Annotated in this window: 19 protein-coding genes; 9 read left to right on the plus strand and 10 right to left on the minus strand. The window is 45.1% G+C overall.

Annotated features, from left to right (window positions below; genetic code table 11):
* Window positions 1-6: 6 nt before the first annotated feature.
* From MHB56_RS24430 to MHB56_RS24455, 6 genes are all read left to right on the plus strand, one after another.
* Window positions 7-738 (plus strand): glycerophosphodiester phosphodiesterase, encoded by a 732-nt coding sequence (locus MHB56_RS24430; RefSeq protein WP_076125104.1) that lies wholly within the window; start codon window positions 7-9, stop codon window positions 736-738.
* 36 nt (window positions 739-774) lie between these two features.
* The gene (locus MHB56_RS24435; RefSeq protein ID WP_340393929.1) at window positions 775-1,398 is read left to right on the plus strand and encodes a fumarylacetoacetate hydrolase family protein; all 624 of its coding nucleotides are present in this window, start codon (window positions 775-777) and stop codon (window positions 1,396-1,398) included.
* A 22-nt stretch (window positions 1,399-1,420) separates the two neighbouring features.
* Window positions 1,421-2,224 carry a DUF92 domain-containing protein gene (locus MHB56_RS24440; RefSeq protein ID WP_340393931.1) on the plus strand — a complete coding sequence of 268 codons (804 nt, stop codon included), beginning with the start codon at window positions 1,421-1,423 and terminating at the stop codon, window positions 2,222-2,224.
* 44 nt (window positions 2,225-2,268) lie between these two features.
* Window positions 2,269-2,838, plus strand: coding sequence for a TetR/AcrR family transcriptional regulator (locus MHB56_RS24445; protein ID WP_036689257.1), 570 nt, complete (start codon window positions 2,269-2,271; stop codon window positions 2,836-2,838).
* Window positions 2,839-2,925: 87 nt separating this feature from the next.
* Window positions 2,926-4,860 (plus strand): ABC-F family ATP-binding cassette domain-containing protein, encoded by a 1,935-nt coding sequence (locus tag MHB56_RS24450; protein WP_076305537.1) that lies wholly within the window; start codon window positions 2,926-2,928, stop codon window positions 4,858-4,860.
* 42 nt (window positions 4,861-4,902) lie between these two features.
* Window positions 4,903-5,388: a tetratricopeptide repeat protein gene (locus MHB56_RS24455; protein WP_248549266.1), complete on the plus strand. Its 486-nt coding sequence runs from the start codon at window positions 4,903-4,905 to the stop codon at window positions 5,386-5,388.
* A 354-nt stretch (window positions 5,389-5,742) separates the two neighbouring features.
* Here MHB56_RS24455 and MHB56_RS24460 read toward each other — a convergent pair whose 3' ends face one another.
* The 6 genes from MHB56_RS24460 to MHB56_RS24485 form a co-directional block, all read right to left on the minus strand.
* The gene (locus tag MHB56_RS24460; protein WP_341144104.1) at window positions 5,743-6,480 is read right to left on the minus strand and encodes a hypothetical protein; all 738 of its coding nucleotides are present in this window, start codon (window positions 6,478-6,480) and stop codon (window positions 5,743-5,745) included.
* A gap of 76 nt (window positions 6,481-6,556) precedes the next feature.
* Entirely contained in the window at window positions 6,557-7,597 is a 1,041-nt protein-coding gene (locus tag MHB56_RS24465) for a M42 family metallopeptidase (RefSeq protein WP_076184364.1), read from the minus strand.
* A gap of 2 nt (window positions 7,598-7,599) precedes the next feature.
* Window positions 7,600-7,911 (minus strand): LapA family protein, encoded by a 312-nt coding sequence (locus MHB56_RS24470; protein ID WP_042126298.1) that lies wholly within the window; start codon window positions 7,909-7,911, stop codon window positions 7,600-7,602.
* Between the two features lie 88 nt (window positions 7,912-7,999).
* A complete protein-coding gene (gene pepF / locus MHB56_RS24475) occupies window positions 8,000-9,790 on the minus strand; it encodes an oligoendopeptidase F (protein WP_076125113.1) in 1,791 nt (596 codons plus the stop codon).
* Window positions 9,791-10,002: 212 nt separating this feature from the next.
* Window positions 10,003-10,173, minus strand: a complete 171-nt coding sequence (locus MHB56_RS24480) for a hypothetical protein (RefSeq protein ID WP_036689267.1) — start codon at window positions 10,171-10,173, stop codon at window positions 10,003-10,005.
* Between the two features lie 6 nt (window positions 10,174-10,179).
* Window positions 10,180-10,413 (minus strand): hypothetical protein, encoded by a 234-nt coding sequence (locus tag MHB56_RS24485; protein WP_036689271.1) that lies wholly within the window; start codon window positions 10,411-10,413, stop codon window positions 10,180-10,182.
* Between the two features lie 173 nt (window positions 10,414-10,586).
* Here MHB56_RS24485 and MHB56_RS24490 point away from each other — a divergent pair, with 173 nt between their 5' ends.
* A complete protein-coding gene (locus MHB56_RS24490; RefSeq protein WP_036689272.1) occupies window positions 10,587-10,784 on the plus strand; it encodes a cold shock domain-containing protein in 198 nt (65 codons plus the stop codon).
* Between the two features lie 214 nt (window positions 10,785-10,998).
* Here the strand turns inward: MHB56_RS24490 and MHB56_RS24495 are convergent, their stop codons facing one another.
* The gene (locus tag MHB56_RS24495) at window positions 10,999-12,249 is read right to left on the minus strand and encodes an MFS transporter (protein WP_076125115.1); all 1,251 of its coding nucleotides are present in this window, start codon (window positions 12,247-12,249) and stop codon (window positions 10,999-11,001) included.
* 193 nt (window positions 12,250-12,442) lie between these two features.
* Here MHB56_RS24495 and MHB56_RS24500 point away from each other — a divergent pair, with 193 nt between their 5' ends.
* Together MHB56_RS24500 and pfkA are read left to right on the plus strand one after the other, a co-directional pair.
* Window positions 12,443-13,525 carry a tetraprenyl-beta-curcumene synthase family protein gene (locus tag MHB56_RS24500; protein ID WP_036689648.1) on the plus strand — a complete coding sequence of 361 codons (1,083 nt, stop codon included), beginning with the start codon at window positions 12,443-12,445 and terminating at the stop codon, window positions 13,523-13,525.
* 66 nt (window positions 13,526-13,591) lie between these two features.
* On the plus strand, window positions 13,592-14,563 hold the full coding sequence (gene pfkA, locus MHB56_RS24505; protein WP_036689277.1) for a 6-phosphofructokinase: 972 nt from the start codon (window positions 13,592-13,594) through the stop codon (window positions 14,561-14,563).
* A gap of 71 nt (window positions 14,564-14,634) precedes the next feature.
* Here the strand turns inward: pfkA and MHB56_RS24510 are convergent, their stop codons facing one another.
* From MHB56_RS24510 to MHB56_RS24520, 3 genes are all read right to left on the minus strand, one after another.
* Entirely contained in the window at window positions 14,635-16,008 is a 1,374-nt protein-coding gene (locus MHB56_RS24510) for an MATE family efflux transporter (RefSeq protein ID WP_076125117.1), read from the minus strand.
* A 135-nt stretch (window positions 16,009-16,143) separates the two neighbouring features.
* A complete protein-coding gene (locus MHB56_RS24515) occupies window positions 16,144-17,355 on the minus strand; it encodes a putative glycoside hydrolase (protein WP_076125118.1) in 1,212 nt (403 codons plus the stop codon).
* A 231-nt stretch (window positions 17,356-17,586) separates the two neighbouring features.
* On the minus strand, window positions 17,587-17,775 hold the full coding sequence (locus MHB56_RS24520; protein WP_036689649.1) for a hypothetical protein: 189 nt from the start codon (window positions 17,773-17,775) through the stop codon (window positions 17,587-17,589).
* Between the last annotated feature and the right edge of the window lie 95 nt (window positions 17,776-17,870).

The following is a 17,870-nucleotide window of genomic DNA, read 5'->3' on the forward strand; positions in this document are numbered from 1 at the left end:
CTTATGATGAACAATTTGTGTGTAGCCCATCGAGGGTTTTCCGGTAAAGCTCCAGAGAATACATTGGCAGCCATTCGGATGGCGATTGCCATGCCCTTTGTGCACTGGATGGAAATTGATGTCCAGCTCTCCAAAGACGGCGTTCCTGTTGTCATTCATGATTATACGTTGGACCGGACGACCAATGGTCATGGCAAGGTGAAGAACATGGACTGGGAATATATCCGGCGTCTGGATGCGGGGAGCTGGAAAGGGCGTGTTTTTCAGGGCGAGCGGGTGCCTTCTTTGGAAGAGGTGCTGTCACTAGCCTCTGGAAGATTGCGTCTGAATATTGAACTGAAAACAGTGGGAGATATGTATCCTGGCATTGAGAAGACGGTGACGGATCTTATTTCTGCAAAAGGTATGCGGGACGACGTGATCTTGACCTCTTTTGATACTGGAGCATTAAAAAAAGTCAAGGAAATTGATCCCCGTTTTCGCACCGGATTGATCTTTGATTCCAGATTTGGCAATCCTGCACGCAGGCTGCATGAACTGGATTGCTCTTTACTTTCGATTAGCTTCTCGCGTCTGAATCCTAGACTGGCTAAGCTTTTGTCCGAGCGTGGGGTGGAAATTATGGCTTGGACTGTGAACAAAGCGAAAGAGATGCGTCGCTTAGCCGACATGCATTCTGATATAATGATCTGTACAAACCGCCCGGATATATGGGGCGACACCTTTCTGAAGGTATAAATAATCCAAATCGATGGGAAAGAGAGCTGACTGTTTATGTGCGCTGCTGTTAATAATCTATATTGTGTTGGACGCAACTACAAGCTACACGCGGAGGAATTGGGTAACAATGTGCCCGTGGAGCCGCTCATCTTCATGAAGCCCTCACATGCGGCTGTTTCCCTCGATAAAGCAGTAATTAAGCTGCCAAAGGATGCGGGTCAGATTCATTATGAAGGTGAACTTGTACTGCGTATTGCACGTGATTATACACCAGGCATGAGCGTGGAGGATCTGGTAGATGTAATGGCACTGGGACTGGATTTCACGCTGCGTGATGTGCATAATGATCTGCAGAAGAAAGGTTTGCCGTGGACGCCAGCTAAAGGCTTTAAAAATGCCGCACCACTCACCCCTTACATAGCGTTTCCAGATAAGGAAGAGCTGGAGGGAACTGATTTTACAGTGGTGAAAAATGGGGTGGAAGTACAACGCGGCAATGTTAAAAACATGATTTTTTCACTTCAAAAAATTGTTGGTTTTATCGCCGAGCGCTACGGGTTAGGGAAAGACGATGTGATATTTACAGGTACTCCGGCAGGCGTGGGTCCTACTGTAGCTGGCGACGCTTTCGAGCTGTACTGGGGCGACAAGCTGATGGGGACTTGCCTGATCGGTTAATAGATCTGTTGGAGATGAATCTATGCAGTGGGTTATTGGCGCTTTAGGCGCTTTGATTGTTGCGGGAGCGGCATATTGGAAGCAGTCTTTAAGTCTCTCTGGCATGATTGCCGCGGTAGTGATGGGCACTATTTATTTTGGTGCCGGAAATGCTTTTTGGTTTGGGATATTGCTGATCTTCTTCATCACTTCAAGCCTGCTGTCCAAACTTCATCATGATAATAAAGCAGAATTAGAGCTGACGTATGCTAAGACGGGCCGCCGCGATGCCGGGCAGGTCTTTGCTAACGGTGGACTTGGCATGGTTCTGGTTTTTCTGAATGCGATCTTCCCGAATGAGCTATGGGGGTTCCTATTTATTGGTGTAATGGCTACAGTAACCTCGGATACATGGGCTACGGAGATCGGAACACTGAGCAAGAAACCGCCTCGTTCTGTCCTTACGGGTAAAGTTCTTCCTGCCGGAGCTTCGGGTGGTGTATCCAGCTTAGGTACGCTGGCGGCAGCAGCAGGAGGCGCACTCATCGGTGCGTCAGCTTGGCTGCTGCGTATGATATCCGGCATGCCGGATCACTCTTTCGTGCTGCTTACCCTAGCAGGACTTGCCGGAGGATTAGTCGGCGCCTTTGCCGACTCTATCCTTGGTGCAACCGTGCAGCAGATGAACCGCTGTACCGTATGCGGCCGCGAAGTGGAAGGCTCACAGCATTGTGGGGCTCCAGCTGTACACGCAAGAGGCTGGAAGTGGATGAGCAATGACGCAGTCAATGCCATCAGCTCTATCCTAGGAGGTACGGCAGCCTTACTGCTGAGCATGATCATTTAGCATTTGAATTTAAGCTTTGAACGGCACAGTTTAGGGAGGGACCGATGAGTAGCACATCCAATCAAAAACATACTGCTATTCTGGATGCCGCATACGAGCTCTTCGGTTCAGGTGGATTTTACGAAACGAAGATGTCGGAAGTGGCGGAGCAAGCCGGGATAGCAAAGGGCACCGTTTATTTATACTTCAAGAGCAAGGAAGAATTATTCATGGCAGTGACTCGCCGCGATTGTGAGGGATTTCTCCTGCAATTACAGGAAAGGCTGAAGGCTAGTGATACTTTGGCCGGTAAACTGTCGATCATTGCTAAACATCACCTGAATTATTATTATGAACGCAAGCGGCATACGAAGCTCTTTTTCCGTGCCCCTAACAATAATCCTGAATTAGTGGCGTATATGACTCAATTTATGGAGCAATACATGCAAGATGTGGTCAAGGTATTATTAGAAGGTGGAGCATCCGAGCCTGAGCTTATGGCACAGTCCTACATAGGGATGCTGGATCGTTTGAAGATGGATATTTTATTTGATCCGTCTTTTACGGAGGAGGACGCGTATAAACGCGCTGATTTCGCTGCTGGTCTTTTTATTAGAGGGGCCATGATCACCTGAATTTTGGATAGGATGATAGACCGGATAAATAGCATTGGTTAGATGCGGGCCGGTTTTATGAAAATATAAGGCAAGCGAGGAAATAGCATGAATATTATGACCGTGGAACATCTTTCCAAGAGTTATGGCGAGAAAGTACTCTTTAGCGACGCTTCATTTGGTATGGACGATCGGGATAAAATTGGCTTGATCGGTGTGAATGGAACGGGTAAATCAACCTTTTTACGGATTATTGCCGGTCTGGATACTCCGGATGGTGGACAAATTGCCATCGGGAATAATGTAAGAGTACAATATTTGGCGCAGAATCCTCCTTATGATCCTATGAATACAGTTTTGCAGCAAGTGTTCGCCGGGGATGATCCAGACCTTGCTACCATGCGTGAGTATATGGAGACTATGTCCCAGCTTGAACAGCAGCCTGGTAATGCTGAACTGGAAGGAAAACTAGTAAAGATTGGGCAGGCGATCGACGCTGCGGGAACATGGCATTTGGAGAGTGAAGCCAAAAGCGTGCTTACCAAGCTAGGCATCTTAAAGTTTGATGCGTTAATGGACACACTTTCTGGTGGACAACGTAAACGTGTGGCTCTGGCAGCTGCACTGATTACCCCCTCTGAACTGCTGATTCTTGATGAGCCTACCAACCATATTGATACGGATTCCGTGGCTTGGTTGGAGCAATATTTGCAGAAACGGCGCGGCGCTCTTTTGATGGTGACGCATGATCGTTACTTCCTGGAGCGTGTGGCTAGTGTCATGCTAGAGCTGGATGGTGGCCAGCTTTATCGTTATGAAGCTAACTATTCACGGTTTCTAGAGCTTAAAGCCGATCGAGAAGAACGAGAAGCCTCTGCCGAACAGAAGCGTAAGAATCTGTTGCGTACAGAGCTGGCTTGGATTCGTCGCGGTGCCAAAGCCCGTTCAACAAAACAGAAGGCAAGAATCGACCGCTTCGAGAAGCTGAAAGAGAGTACGGGAAGCAGCTCGAACGGTTCATTGGATATCTCTGTGGCTTCTACACGTTTAGGTCGCAAGATCATTGAAATTAATGATCTGTCGAAAGCGTTGGATGGTCGTCAGCTAATCAAAGATCTCAGCTATATCGCTGTACCCCAGGATAGAGTGGGCATCGTCGGCCCGAACGGCAGCGGCAAATCAACACTCTTAAATATGATTGCAGGTCAGCTGCAACCCGATAAAGGTGAAGTTCAGCTTGGCGCTACGGTTAAGCTTGGTTACTTTACACAAGAGCATCAGGATATGGATGACAGTATGCGTGCCATTGAATACGTGAAGGAAGAAGCAGAAGTGATACGGACAGCAGACGGCAGTGTGATTACGGCTGGTCAAATGCTGGAACGCTTCTTATTCCCTCCTGCGATGCAGTGGACACCGATCTCCAAGCTGTCCGGGGGCGAAAAAAGACGCTTGTATCTGCTTCGTGTATTGATGGGAGCGCCTAACGTATTGCTTTTGGATGAACCTACGAACGATTTGGATATCGGCACATTGGCTGTTTTGGAAGATTATCTGGATGAATTTCCGGGTGTCGTCTTTACCGTATCCCATGACCGTTATTTCTTGGACCGTACGATAGATAAGCTGATTGCTTTTGAAAATGGCGATATCCGGATTCATGTTGGCGATTATACGGAATATGAAGAATGGCTGGCCAAAAATGTACCGTCACGCATTGGAGAACCGAACAAAGAAGGAAGCTCAAAGCAAAAAGAGGCCGCGGACACTGCTAGCAACTCTGCAGCTTCAACGGCTCCCAAAACAAAACTCAAATTCAGCTTCAAGGAACAGCGTGAATATGAGGGCATTGATGAGCAAATTGAGCTTGCAGAGCAACGTTTGACGGATATTAGTGTACAGATGGAGGCGGCTTTTGCTGACTCTGGAAGGCTGCAGGAGCTAGTAGAGGAGCAACGCCTAGCCGAAGCAGAGCTGGAGCGTCTTATGGAACGCTGGACCTATCTGAACGAGCTTGCGGAGAAAATCGCTGGTAAGGCTTAAACCCGTTGGATGGCTTTGAATGAAAATAGGGGAGGGCTCTGTGTGGAAGATAAACTTAAAGCTGCCGTAGCCCTACGCAACGCTGGTAAAGCGGAAGAAGCCAAAATGATGCTGTTTGAGCTATATGAGCAGAATGCTGGGGACGCTGAACTTCTATATCAATTGGCCTGGACGCATGATGTGCTGGGTTTGGAGCGGGCGGCAGTACCCTTTTATGAGAAAAGCTTGGCGTTAGGATTACCTTCTGAGCAGAGAGTTGGCGCTCTATTGGGACTGGGCAGCACCTACCGGACACTCGGAGAATACGAGAAGTCAAAAGGTCTTCTGATGCTGGCTGTTCAGGAGTACCCGGAGAATAAGGAATTTCCGGCGTTCCTAGCCATGACCTTGCACAATCTTGGAGAGCATAGTCAAGCGATGGAGCTGCTGCTTAAGCTGTTGGCAGAAACCTCTGCGGATGAAGGGATAAGAAGTTACAGTAAGGCCATTTCTTATTATTCAGATAAACTGGAGCAAGTCTGGGATTGAGGCTGGCTTTTAAATCACAGTGATTCTTACAAATCACTACCCGGACACAGCTGACCTTAAACGCAGCATTATAACCCATTTGGAATGTTAACGGACACCACAATCGCTATTGACACTAAAAGCACCCAATACGTTCCTTTTTTGCGTGAATAACGTCGCTTGGGTCCGAAACAATGCTCCAAAGGCTAATAATTTGCGAATAACGCCATCTGGGTCCGTAAGCACCAGCCGAAAGTGAAGACCACCGGAAATTCCGGGAGTGTCTGTTGAAGAACAAGTGAACCACCAATAAACAAAAAAAGAGTAGGGTCCTCCACTAATTGGAGAATTCTACTCTTTTATTTTTCTACTTATTTATTTCGTTCCGTCCACAGCAATCATTTGTACTACAGGCCGAGAATCGCCGGGTACAATGATTTCCTTCGCATTCATCTGGGAAGAGCCATCTCCGTCCAAGAAGATGCCCTCCAGACCCTTAGCAGGAACTGTCTGGAGGATCGCTGAGCGGAACTCTGCCGCTGTTGAGAGCGTTGGGGTAACAATCAGCCAGAGCTTTCCTGTGTTGTCATACACCATGCCTGAGCGCAGGCGTTTCTCATCAGCGTAAGGAAGATGCCCTTCAGCTACTGCCGCTTCCCTTAAGTCTTCGTGTCCCAGATTCATACTAATGCCACCTTGCGCAAAATAATGCTGGCGATCAGTAATCTTCAATTCTTCTCCAGAAGAGACAACCTGTACGGAGAAGCTACGGTTGGCACCATCCCAGACAAGGGTTCCACGTGCGTATTTAGCATTGAACCAGCCAGACCCATAACCCTTCTGGGCTCCGTTGACTGGAGTATCATTCATGATAGCCATGGATAAAAGCGCATCTTGATAGAAAAAACCACCGTTAATCCCATATGCATTAACTTGCCGTAAAGGGACACCCGCGGCCTTGAGCTTAATATCTTCAGGTGAAAGTGACATCATATAGAGCTGAACGTTATCTGTACTCACTGTTTCCAAAAAGCTATAGGCGTGAGGAAGACCTTTAAAGGGATCTTCCTTGTGATTTCTAAATACCAGAAACAACGATAGCGCTAACCCCACTATCAATAACACCAGAAGTGAGACGATAAGTCCCTGTCTGCGCCTCCAGAGCTGGTTCAGCTTGCCAGAGCTACCCTCAGTTTGTCCCCACATAAGCAGCGAGAAGCTTAGCAGTGTTCACTACAGCTTGCTTATGCGTACGTTCCATGGAGTGGGAGGCATGTACACCTGGGCCAATCAATGCTGCACGGATATTGTTTCCGCCTCTGAGCGCTGCGGAAGCATCGGAGCCGTACATAGGATAAATATCAACGGCATAAGGAATTGCGAGTGCTTCTGCCAGTTCAATCAAACGACCTGTCATAACATAATCGTAAGGGCCGGAAGAGTCTTTTGCACAGATGGATACATCGGTTTCTTTACAGCTGAGATCATCACCCATGGCGCCCATATCGACGGCAATCATTTCATTGATTTCACCAGGAATCCAAGCTGTACCATGTCCCACTTCCTCGTAGTTAGAGATGAGGAAAGAAAGGTTGTGGAGAGGTTTCCAGCCTTCACGTTTAATACTTTCCAGCAATCCGAGAAGGGCAGCCACGCTTGCTTTGTCATCTAAATGACGGGATTTAATGTAGCCGCTAGGCGTAATCACTGCACGTGCATCGAAAGAGATGAAATCTCCGACGGAAATGCCAAGCTTGAGTACGTCTTCTTTAGAAGATACCAGCTCATCAATACGTACTTCCATGTTCTCCTCTGATCGTTTGAAGTCACGAGCGTCTGGATATACGTGAACAGATGGATGGCTGGTTAAGATGGTTCCTGTATAAGTTTTGCCGCTACGGGTATGGATCGTGCAGTATTCATTCTCAATGCTGTGCATGGCGAAGCCACCCACAGAGGTCAGACGCAGTGTACCATTAGCTTTAATCGAGCGGACCATGGCACCAAGTGTATCCACGTGAGCGCTGATGCCAATAGTACGAGAGGGATCTAAGCCAGGGACGTTAAGAATTACGCCGCCTTTTTCATTCCAGCTTAAAGGTACGTTCAGCGCAGCTGCTTCTTCAGCAACTAGTGTCATTACCTGTGCGGTGAAACCGCTTGGGCTGGGGGTGTCGAGTAATTTTTTTAGGATGGAAAGTATGTAGTCTTCATTAGGTTGAATGGTAATCATTAGTTAAGCCCTCCTGTTAAGCCATCATTGTCTGTGTTAAAAGAATCCAGTGAAGTGTCGGCATCACGAAGCTTGGTAAGCTCAGCAGTTAAGCTTTTAATTTGCTTTTGTAGTTTGTATTGACGAAAAATGCCGTAAGAGCCCACGATGATTCCGCCAATTAACGCGCAGCCAAGAATAACGAGTATAAGTGGTATATTAACCACATCAAAACCGAAATTGACTTGAACGGGATCAACGTTGATGACTGCGAATATGGCGGTTAGCAGCGCGAAGATTAGACCCGCAATTAGTGACCATTGAATTCTCATTGAATTCTTCCTCCTCAGGGGGATATAACAATATAAAATCCCCTGCCCAGATAGGGCAAGGGATTAATGTAATACTAAGCTCTCTGCCTTATTTGGTCAACTGTTCCATTTGCTCGATAACACTTTCGAACACACTCATCGCTTCGCGAATCGGCTCAGGAGACGACATGTCAACGCCTGCTTTTGACAAAATATTGATGGAGTAATCACTGCCACCGCTCTTCAGGAAGCCGAGGTAACGATCTACCGCCGGTTTACCTTCTTCAAGGATTTGTTTGGCAAAGCTAGTCGCTGCCGAGAAGCCTGTTGCATATTTGTAAACATAGAAGCTGTTATAGAAATGCGGAATTCGTGCCCATTCCATCTCGATATCCTGATCTACAACCATTTCTTTGCCGTAGTATTTGACATTCAGGTCGTAGTAGATACTCGAAAGATCTTGTGGGGTAAGCGAATCGCCCTCTTCAACACGCTGATGAATGATCTTTTCGAATTCTGCGAACATTGTTTGCCGGAAAATCGTTGTCCGGAACTGATCGGCATAGTAAGTGAGCAGATACATTTTTTCCTTAGGATCTGTAGACTTTTTGAGTAGATAATCCATAAGCAAAGCTTCATTGGTAGTTGAAGCAACCTCTGCAAGGAAAATGGTATACTGTGCATCCCGATAGTTCAGAGCGTTGTCTGAAAAATAAGAGTGTAGAGCATGACCCATCTCATGTGCCAGAGTAAACATACTGTTCAGATTATCGTTATGGTTCAGCAGGACGTATGGGTGTGTGCCATAAGGGCCCCAGCTGTAAGCTCCAGAGCGTTTATTCTCGTTCTCATAGACATCAATCCAGCCATTGTCGTAGCCTTTTTGCAGCACATTCAGATAATCTTCACCCAGCGGTTTGAGGCCTTCTTTGGTAATTTTCTTCGCTTCTTCGTACGTGATATCCAGCTTATATTCATCTACTAGTGGTGCAAATAGGTCATACATATGTAACTCATCCACACCAAGCAGCTTTTGACGCAACTTCATGTAACGGTGCATTAAAGGAAGACTCTCATGAATCGTATCGATCAGGTTGGTGTATACCTCTTTTGGAATGTTATCACCGTAAAGAGACATTTCCATTACAGATGGATACTTGCGGACGTGTGAGAAAAAGACGTTTTTGTTCACATTGGCGCTAAGCGTTGCTGCGATGGTGTTTTTTTGCTTACGATAGGTGTCATAGACTGCTTTAAAAGCATTTCGGCGAACCTCGCGATCGGAGCTTTCCAAGAACTTGATATAGTTGCCGTGAGTCAGCTCGACCTCTTTGCCATCTTCATCTTTAATCTTAGGGAATTTCAGATCTGCGTTGTTCAGCATACTAAAAATATTCTGAGGCGCTTGTGCTAGGTTTCCAACTTGGGCAAGCAGAGCTTCCTCAGCCTTGGACAATACATGCGCTTTCTCACGTTTCATCTCTTTTAAAGTGAAGGTGTAAGCGGACAGTTCAGGATCAGCAATAAATTGATCCAGCTTCTCAATAGGCAGTGCCAAGATTTCTGGGGTTACAAAAGAAAAGGCTTCGCCTGCTTCGATCCCAAGCTTCTTCGCTTTGGAGGACAAAGCTTGATATTCAGGATTAGCAGTGTCTTCATCCTGACGCATATGAGCATAGACAAAGAGTCGCTCAGTGGAGACGGACAGCTTGTCATCCAGCTCAAAACATTGTTTCACAGCTTCTGCGGAATCAAGTTTACCTTGGAAATCAGCAGCTTTTTTGATCAGTGATTTAGCTTCAGCATATTCTGCATCCCAATCCTTCTGAGAGGCAAATATATCTTCAAGCTTCCAACGATTCTCAGCAGGTACTTCACTTCTCTTCAATAATTGTTCCATAGAAACCCTCCTAGAATGATGAGATGTAGTAGGCATAATCTCCCTCGGCAATACTGTGGATGATATTTCACCCGGTAGCAAGCTGAGCACAAGTAGAAGAGGGATGGACTTGAGTGTAATAGGCATGACGTCCTCCTCTTTGAAAAGTAGAGTCAGCTTATTATGTCCTGCTAAGTCCTGATTATTAATATTTAGTCTTCTTTATATGGTAGTTATGCCAACAAGCTATAAATAACAAAGATGAAAGCAAACAGAATCATTACGACCGCAGCCATGGCCATGCCCCGCTTTAGTTTCGGCGGGACACGATCCTTGGTCATAATTAATACTGCGCCTAGACAGAGGACTAGGACAACATAAATCGTGAGATTTTCGTTATTCATTTCCTGTTATACCTGTTTGAAAGCTGCAATGATGTTTTTGTACTCTTCTTCATTGTCTTTATAAGATTCTTTGTTGAAGCGGTTATTCACCCATTGCATCATCGCTGGACGACTCAGGAAGGTATGTGTTTCTTCTCCCCATTGATCGGAAATTTCGCGGAGTACAATGTAGCGGCCTTGAACTTCTACCGTCATCATATTCCATTTGTCTGTTTTGTATATTTCATGTTTTTTGATCATTATCATTACCACCCTGGCGATTTTTGGCTTTTGGCTCAATGATAACGCACTGGAGAAGGGAAAAGCAAATTAAATCATATATTAAGGGTTGGGTTTGATTGATTTGAACAGAAGATTGCAGTATACTATAGTTATACGCCATATATGGCGGTTATTTTTAGGAGGTTGTTCAATTGAAAGGTACAGTAAAATGGTTTAACGCAGAAAAAGGTTATGGTTTTCTTCAAGTAGAAGGCGGCGAAGATGTATTCGTACACTTCTCAGCAATTCAAGGTGAAGGATTCAAGACTTTGGACGAAGGTCAAGAAGTAGAATTCGACATCACTGATGGTAGTCGCGGACCGCAAGCTGAAAACGTAGTAAAATTATAAGAAACAGCAGGACAGTTAAGCTGTCTGCTACAAATATATAATTTACTTGGCAAGCCCTTGCAAGAGTGGTTACCAACTTACAGAACACAGTTCTTTCGGGAACTGTGTTTTTTTACGCCCACTATAGATGTTCTCCTAAATGAAAAAGGTCGTTGCACTCCATTGAAGGGGAGTGCAACGACCTCTTTGTATTATGGAATAATACCAACCCTAATTATAGGGAGGCTTTTTTGTTCTTTTTTCTGAAATAATTGATCGGCTCCAGGTTGGATTTCAATAAATGCTGTCCCAGAAACCCTGCAAAAGCAAGCAAGCTGAAACCCGTAGCCACTATATAAAAAATATAACGCCCCGCCTCTTGATAAATAATGCCGCCAAAGGTACCGCTAAGCAGCCCAGAGGCACTTGACCAAACGACGGTGAAAATGGCAAGACCTGTTGCCCGAAGGCGATCCGGGATAATCCGGGTGATATAACGGACAGATGTTACATAAAAAACACCAAATGATATACTGTGCATGGCTTGAATGGCAATCATTGAGCCTGGATGATCCGCCAGGGACATCAAAAGAAAACGCAGAGCATACATCAGACTCCCCAAGGCCAGCAAGGGCAATTCTTTGAATTTGTCGCCGTATCTGCTGAGGATAAATAATACAGGGATCTCACTAAGAGCTGACGCGAGCAATGCCCAGCCAATGATTTCCTCACCTGCGCCTAGTTGTTTTAGACTGATCGTCAGAAAGGCTTCGTTCATTCTATGGCCCAACGCGAGTACAAACACACAGCCGAAGAACCACAACACCTCTTTTTGCAACAATATATCTTTAAGTCCATTTTTGCTATTATCAGCTTCAGCTGTGTCCTTATCTTGATTCGTTGTTTCTATAACAGCAGGTCTCTTAACATCCTTAAGACCTAGGGTAATTAAAAGTGCAGCAATAATGATGATGATACATAGGGTCAAGCTCCAAGTAGAGCCCAATGCTCTTAATGCATAGCCAACGGTTAGAGCAAAGAAAGAGTAGCCTAAGGAGCCAAAAACGCGAATGGTAATGAAGTTCCGTCCGTGCCTTTCGGCAACTTTGATAGCCATTGTATCGGCAAGCGGAAAAACTGGGTAATAGAAGAAGTAGAAGAAGGACAAAATAAGCATGACAGATGAAAATTCGGCCGCTCTGGCTAATAGAAGACCAGTTACTAATTGACCCGCAAGTAGTATGAACATGATCTTTCGAACGGTGCCTAACTTATCGCTTATCATACTCCAGAATAGATTGGATAGGATGGAGATAAGGGGGCCGAGGGAATACAAGTAGCCTATCTGAGAACTGCTAAACCCTAAATGTGTGTAGAATAAAGGAAAGTAGGATACTACAAGGACGCTGGTACCATATATGGTAAAGAGAAAGGAACGCAGCCAGTTTTGATCACTGTAAAGGCTGCCGGTCCGTTTTGAAAACATGGATTGCACTCCTCCGAAATTGAAATATGCCTAGTATAGCATAAAGCAATGGGGAGATGTTTTTAAAAACTGCTGTATTTCTGAATCTTTCATGATTTTACGAAAGTGATTTTGTTGTTTGTACAAATACGCCTGATCATATTATAATAAGTGGTGATTTGGATAAGGAGACAACAATGTGGAGGCACTGTCATTGAGTGAATTAGAGCAAGGCCGTTACCTTAGCCCGCGTGGTCCACTGGGACTTATGAACAGGGTCTATAAGTACGTGCTGCCGGAAGTGAGAGAATGTCTCCATTTCTGGCGCCAAGATGCGAACGGGATTCCCGATCCCGAGCTCCGGAAGCAAGCACTTGCCAGCATTGAAACTAAAGAGTTTCATTGCATAGGCGGTGGTATTTATGCCGCCGGCAATTTATCGATGAAACATATACTGATTCCGCTAATTGTTGCTTATCAAACTATCAGTGATTATCTGGACAACTTATGTGATCGCAGTACTTCGCTTGATCCTGCAGATTTCAGGCTGCTGCATCAATCTATGCTGGATGCTATTGATCCAAATGCTGAGCCAGGTAATTATTATGCGCTTCGAAGTGAACAGAATGACGGCGGATATTTGTACAGGCTGGTTCGTAAATGCCAAGAAATGATTTCTTTGTTGCCAGGTTATTCCGCTGCTGCAGCGGAGATTCGAGAACTGGCTGTGCTCTATACAGATTTACAAGTGTATAAGCACATCCGCCCGGAACTCAGGGAAACAGCCCTGAAGGAGTGGTGGGAGGAACAGGGCAGTCGAGCGCCGCATCTGCAATGGAATGAGTTTTCGGCTGCAACGGGATCAACACTAGGTGTATTTATGTTATTTCTTTCCGCATGTGATCCGAAGCTGAACCAAGCTTCTGCGGCTTCGATTCGAGCTGCGTATTTTCCGCATGTATGTGGTCTGCACATTATGCTGGATTATCTGATTGATCAGGAAGAGGACCGAGCAGGCGGTGATCTTAATTTCTGCAATTATTATGATGACACAGATACCATGCTGAGTCGGATCGCTGCAATGGTTGAGTGGGCCCGTAAGGATGTTCGAAATCTTCCAGAGTCTTCGATGCATCGTATGGTGATTGAGGGATTGCTGGCACTTTATTTATCTGATCCCAAAGTTAGCGAACAGCGGGAAGTTCGCTCTGTATCTAAAAGCCTGATGAAAGGCAGTCCGCTTACAAGACTGTTCTTCTTCGCTAACAGCCGTTGGATACGCAAACGCTTTTTGTAACCATGTCGCGAAGTTGTTTTTATAAGATGTATCAGGCTTCGCACAATTTTAAGGAGGAACAACAGAATGTCTAAAATTCAAAAAATCGCAGTATTGACTAGTGGTGGAGATTCACAGGGAATGAACGCCGCTGTTCGTGCGGTTGTAAGAAGCGCACTTTATTTCGGTATTGAGGTATTTGGGGTGCAACGTGGTTATCAAGGTCTGCTGAATCGCGATATTTTCCCAATGGATCTTCGCAGTGTAGGGGATATTATTCAACGTGGCGGTACTGTTCTGCAGTCTGCAAGATGTCTGGAGTTCACGAAACCGGAAGGACAACAAAAAGGCGCGGATATCCTTAATGAACTGGGTATCGATGGTCTAGTAGTTATCGGTGGAGATGGTTCTTATAAAGGAGCTAACAAATTAAGTAAACTTGGTATCAAGACTATGGCTTTGCCAGGTACGATTGATAACGATATCTCCTTCACAGACTACACTATCGGGTTTGATACAGCGGTTGGCGTTGTTGTAGACGCTATTAACAAGTTGCGTGACACTATGTCCTCCCATGAACGTTCTTCGATTGTAGAGGTTATGGGACGCCACTGTGGCGATATCGCGCTGCATGCTGGACTGGCTTCCGGAGCAGAAACAATTCTTGTGCCGGAAATGCCGTATGATTTGAATGAAGTTGCTGACCGGATGCGCGATAACTTTATCAGAGGTAAACGTCACAGTATCGTAATTGTTGCCGAAGGCGTTGGTAAAGGTGAAGATGTGGCTCAAGCTCTGAAAGACCGTCATGCTTCTCTGGATGCACGTGTTACTGTACTCGGACATATCCAACGTGGTGGAACACCAACTCCTGGAGACCGGAATCTGGCTAGCCGTCTTGGCGATTTTGCCGTACGTAAGCTAATCGAAGGTGAATCCGACAAGGCTTGTGGTATCATCAAAGGTGAATTAACTCTTACAGATATTGATCTCGTTGTAAATACGAAAAAGGGCTTTGACCTGGAGCTGTACGAGCTGGCTTCCCGTCTTTCCCAATAATTAGCGACGCTATATATAAAAAGGAACAGCTGCGAGATGCGCACTGTTCCTTTTTTGTGTAATATGGATCGTTAACTCTGTGGTTGTTCCTGTGTGTATTGTGCGGCATAACGCCGTTGAACTTTGATAAGCCGAGACAATAGCAGGGTCGCACCGATGGCAAGACCGGTGATAAGACCAATCCAGTAGCCGAATGCTCCTAGATCTGTATAAGTTGCAAGTACATAACCTGTAGGTAAGCCAATTACCCAATAGGCAATAAAACAAATGATAAAGGCTGGGTTAACATCCTTATATCCGCGAAGCGCCCCTTGAGTAGGTGTAGCAATTGCATCTGAGATTTGAAAAAAGATTGCATAGATCAGGAAATGCTGAATCAACGAGATGACATCGGGTTCATCTGAATATAGACCAGCTACATGATTTCCGGCAAACAAGAGTAATAAAGCTGTGGCCAGCGAAAGGATTGCCGCCAGCCCGATACCCATTATGGCATATTGGCGTGCATCCTTTTGTCTGCCAGACCCGGTCTCGAAGCCGACGAGGATGGTAAGGCTGATGCAAATACTGAGCGGAATCATATAGAGTGTTGTTGCAAAATTGATTGCTGCCTGATGCGCGGCAATTGTTACGGTGTCAAATCGGCTCATTAACAAGGTTACAGCGGAAAAGACAGCCGTTTCGAAAAAAATCGAGAAACCGATGGGTACTCCGATTTTGAGCAAATCTTTAATGCTGTTTAACGATATGAAGTAGAAATTACGGAATAATCTGAGATTTACAAAGGCCTGAGAACGATATATGAACAGTAGAGCAACGGCAAATATAACCCAATAGGTAATGGCTGAAGCTACGCCTGCACCAACACCCCCGAGACGAGGAAATCCGAAGTTCCCGAAGATGAGCAAATAGTTCAAACCTACATTTACAGGCAAAGCTATTAGTGTAATACACATGGATACGCGTGTTTGTCCTAAAGCGTCTATACAGCTACGAAGTACCGTATATCCAAACAGGGGGATAATTCCGAACGAAATAGCACTGAGGAAGCGGAAAGCAACATCTCTTACACCAGGCTCCAAGTTCATAAAATTAAGAATAGGTGACAAGGCAAAGCTGCCAATCAGCAAGACGATGATCGAAACAATTAGTGACAGCCAAATACCTTGTGTGACTTGAAAGGCGACATCCTTATCTTTTTTGCTCCCGATGAGCTGTGAAACAATAGGTGTGATCCCCATAAGAATACCGCTGAGACCGGTTTGGATTGGAATCCAAAGACTAGTTCCTATCGCAACTCCTGCCAGATCGACGGTCCCGAATTTACCGGACATATTAGTATCAAAGAAGGTGATCGCGGATAAAGCAATTTGTGTAACAAGGATTGGGAATAAAATATGAAAAAATTGTCCTGCCTTTTGTTTTAAAGAGGTGGTCTGTATCATAATTCTGTGCCTCATTCTTTATGATTTTTCATGGAATAGGTTAAATAGTTCAATAAGTTTCCGTTAAAAGACCCGGCAGACGCCGGGTCTTTAGCATACGTATATCAGATCAGCTATAAATAATAAGGGCTGTATTCATTGTTTTTCGTAATCAACATCGGCTGTATAGCGATTGTTGGCGTTCCAGAGAAGGAACTCATCCACATTCTCATCTTTCAAAGCGCGGATTTGATCTTCCACCTGTTTTTTACCATATTTCACATAATGACCACTTCCGAGCCAGCTTGCTGTAAAGTCTTGAATCCAAGGCCGAATAACGGGTTTGTAGCTGCCCAGTGGATCAAGCTTCTTATGTGTATCAACCATGGAGCCTTTGATTGTAGCGTAAGGATCTAAGTCGGGCTCTTTCACGCCAAACCATCCCGTTGAATAGTGACTTGGATAAACCATTGGACTGATAACATCCACATTCTTGGATATTTTAACAAAGTCTTGGCCGATACCCTCAGCAGGGGCAGATGCGGCATATCCAAAAATATCTACGGACACACGGACACCAAGTGGAGCTAGCTCTGCTTTGGCATATTTAACAAAATTAGATACAATTTCTACGCGTGAATCACTGGTTTTAGTGTATTTAAGGGTTTCAGCGCGTTTTTCGAATCCTTCCGGAAAACGAACATAGTCGAACTGAATTTCTTTGAAGCCGAGCTTGACAGCCTCCTTGGCGATATCCACATTGTATTTCCAAACATCTTCATTATAAGGATTAACAAAGCTGTCGCCGCCTTTATTCTTCCATACAGTGCCATCAGAATTAACAAAAGACATCTGCGGGTTCTTCTTGGCAAGAATGGAATCTTTAAAAACAACAATCCGGGCGATAGGATAAACATCATGTTTCTTCAAACGTTCCATTAACTTGCTGATATCTCCAATAAAAGGCTGAGGGTTACCGAGCTTCTGAAGGTCGGCATTATCGGTCTTATATGTGATATAACCCGCATCGTCCTTAATGTCTATAACCATTGAGTTAAGTTCGGTTTGGTCAAGCAATGTAAGCAGCTTTTCCATTCGTTCCCCACCAGCACTGTAGGCGGTAACATAAATGCCTTTTACTTTGGGTGCGTCTGGCTGTGGATCGGTGTGTAACATACTTTCTGAGTTTGTTGCTTCAGGTGAAGCGCTTGGAGCTGGAGTTGCTACATTCGAATTGTTGTTTTGTTGTGCAATGATGGGGGGATTCATGGCGGACTTCAAAGCGATCGCCACTTCAGCGTCATGTTGGTTCTGTTGTACGCCTACGCTTCCCAAGGCCATCATCAGTAGAGCCCAGGTGATGTTCATTCGTTTTTCTCTCCCTTTATGTACTTTCCCCTAAATTATATAGGAACGGTTGCTCCCAAAAAGAACAGTGTTGTAACAATATTAGCTCAGATTGGGAATAAAAAACCGCCTTTGTTGTTTATAAACGAGATGTATGGATTCGAAACGGTATGAAAAAAGTAAATGCCGCCTTAAATCGGCAACAGGGCCGAACCCAAGGCGGCAACTATCAAGACTTCTCTTGCGGCTTGCTCATTGAAGATACGCAGAATTCTGATGTTCACAGATGCTGTAATGGATAATATCCATGGCATCTGCAGGTTCCAGAATACTTAGCCCGTCTCGCAGAACGATTACTGAATTTAATTCGTCCTGTTTGAGAAACGGCATCATATCAGGATACCACCTCATGACGATTGCTGACAGTTTTACCGTTTCCATTTCCACAAAAATCACCCTTTCCTTTTTCGATAGTTCTGAATAGATTCAGTGTTCATCGGAAAACGAAGTGCTTTGGAAAAAAGAGGGGTAAATCT

Source organism: Paenibacillus sp. FSL H8-0315, from assembly GCF_038005365.1.
Classification (GTDB): Bacteria; Bacillota; Bacilli; order Paenibacillales; family Paenibacillaceae; genus Paenibacillus_AQ; species Paenibacillus_AQ odorifer.

Coding starts and splice junctions, on each gene's coding strand:
- MHB56_RS24430 (WP_076125104.1), top strand. CDS start 7: ATGAACAATTTGTGTGTAGCCCATCGAGGGTTTTCCGGTAAAGCTCCA.
- MHB56_RS24435 (WP_340393929.1), top strand. CDS start 775: ATGTGCGCTGCTGTTAATAATCTATATTGTGTTGGACGCAACTACAAG.
- MHB56_RS24440 (WP_340393931.1), top strand. CDS start 1,421: ATGCAGTGGGTTATTGGCGCTTTAGGCGCTTTGATTGTTGCGGGAGCG.
- MHB56_RS24445 (WP_036689257.1), top strand. CDS start 2,269: ATGAGTAGCACATCCAATCAAAAACATACTGCTATTCTGGATGCCGCA.
- MHB56_RS24450 (WP_076305537.1), top strand. CDS start 2,926: ATGAATATTATGACCGTGGAACATCTTTCCAAGAGTTATGGCGAGAAA.
- MHB56_RS24470 (WP_042126298.1), bottom strand. CDS start 7,911: ATGAGAATTCAATGGTCACTAATTGCGGGTCTAATCTTCGCGCTGCTA.
- pepF (WP_076125113.1), bottom strand. CDS start 9,790: ATGGAACAATTATTGAAGAGAAGTGAAGTACCTGCTGAGAATCGTTGG.
- MHB56_RS24480 (WP_036689267.1), bottom strand. CDS start 10,173: ATGAATAACGAAAATCTCACGATTTATGTTGTCCTAGTCCTCTGTCTA.
- MHB56_RS24485 (WP_036689271.1), bottom strand. CDS start 10,413: ATGATCAAAAAACATGAAATATACAAAACAGACAAATGGAATATGATG.
- MHB56_RS24495 (WP_076125115.1), bottom strand. CDS start 12,249: ATGTTTTCAAAACGGACCGGCAGCCTTTACAGTGATCAAAACTGGCTG.
- pfkA (WP_036689277.1), top strand. CDS start 13,592: ATGTCTAAAATTCAAAAAATCGCAGTATTGACTAGTGGTGGAGATTCA.
- MHB56_RS24510 (WP_076125117.1), bottom strand. CDS start 16,008: ATGATACAGACCACCTCTTTAAAACAAAAGGCAGGACAATTTTTTCAT.
- MHB56_RS24515 (WP_076125118.1), bottom strand. CDS start 17,355: ATGAACATCACCTGGGCTCTACTGATGATGGCCTTGGGAAGCGTAGGC.
- MHB56_RS24520 (WP_036689649.1), bottom strand. CDS start 17,775: ATGGAAACGGTAAAACTGTCAGCAATCGTCATGAGGTGGTATCCTGAT.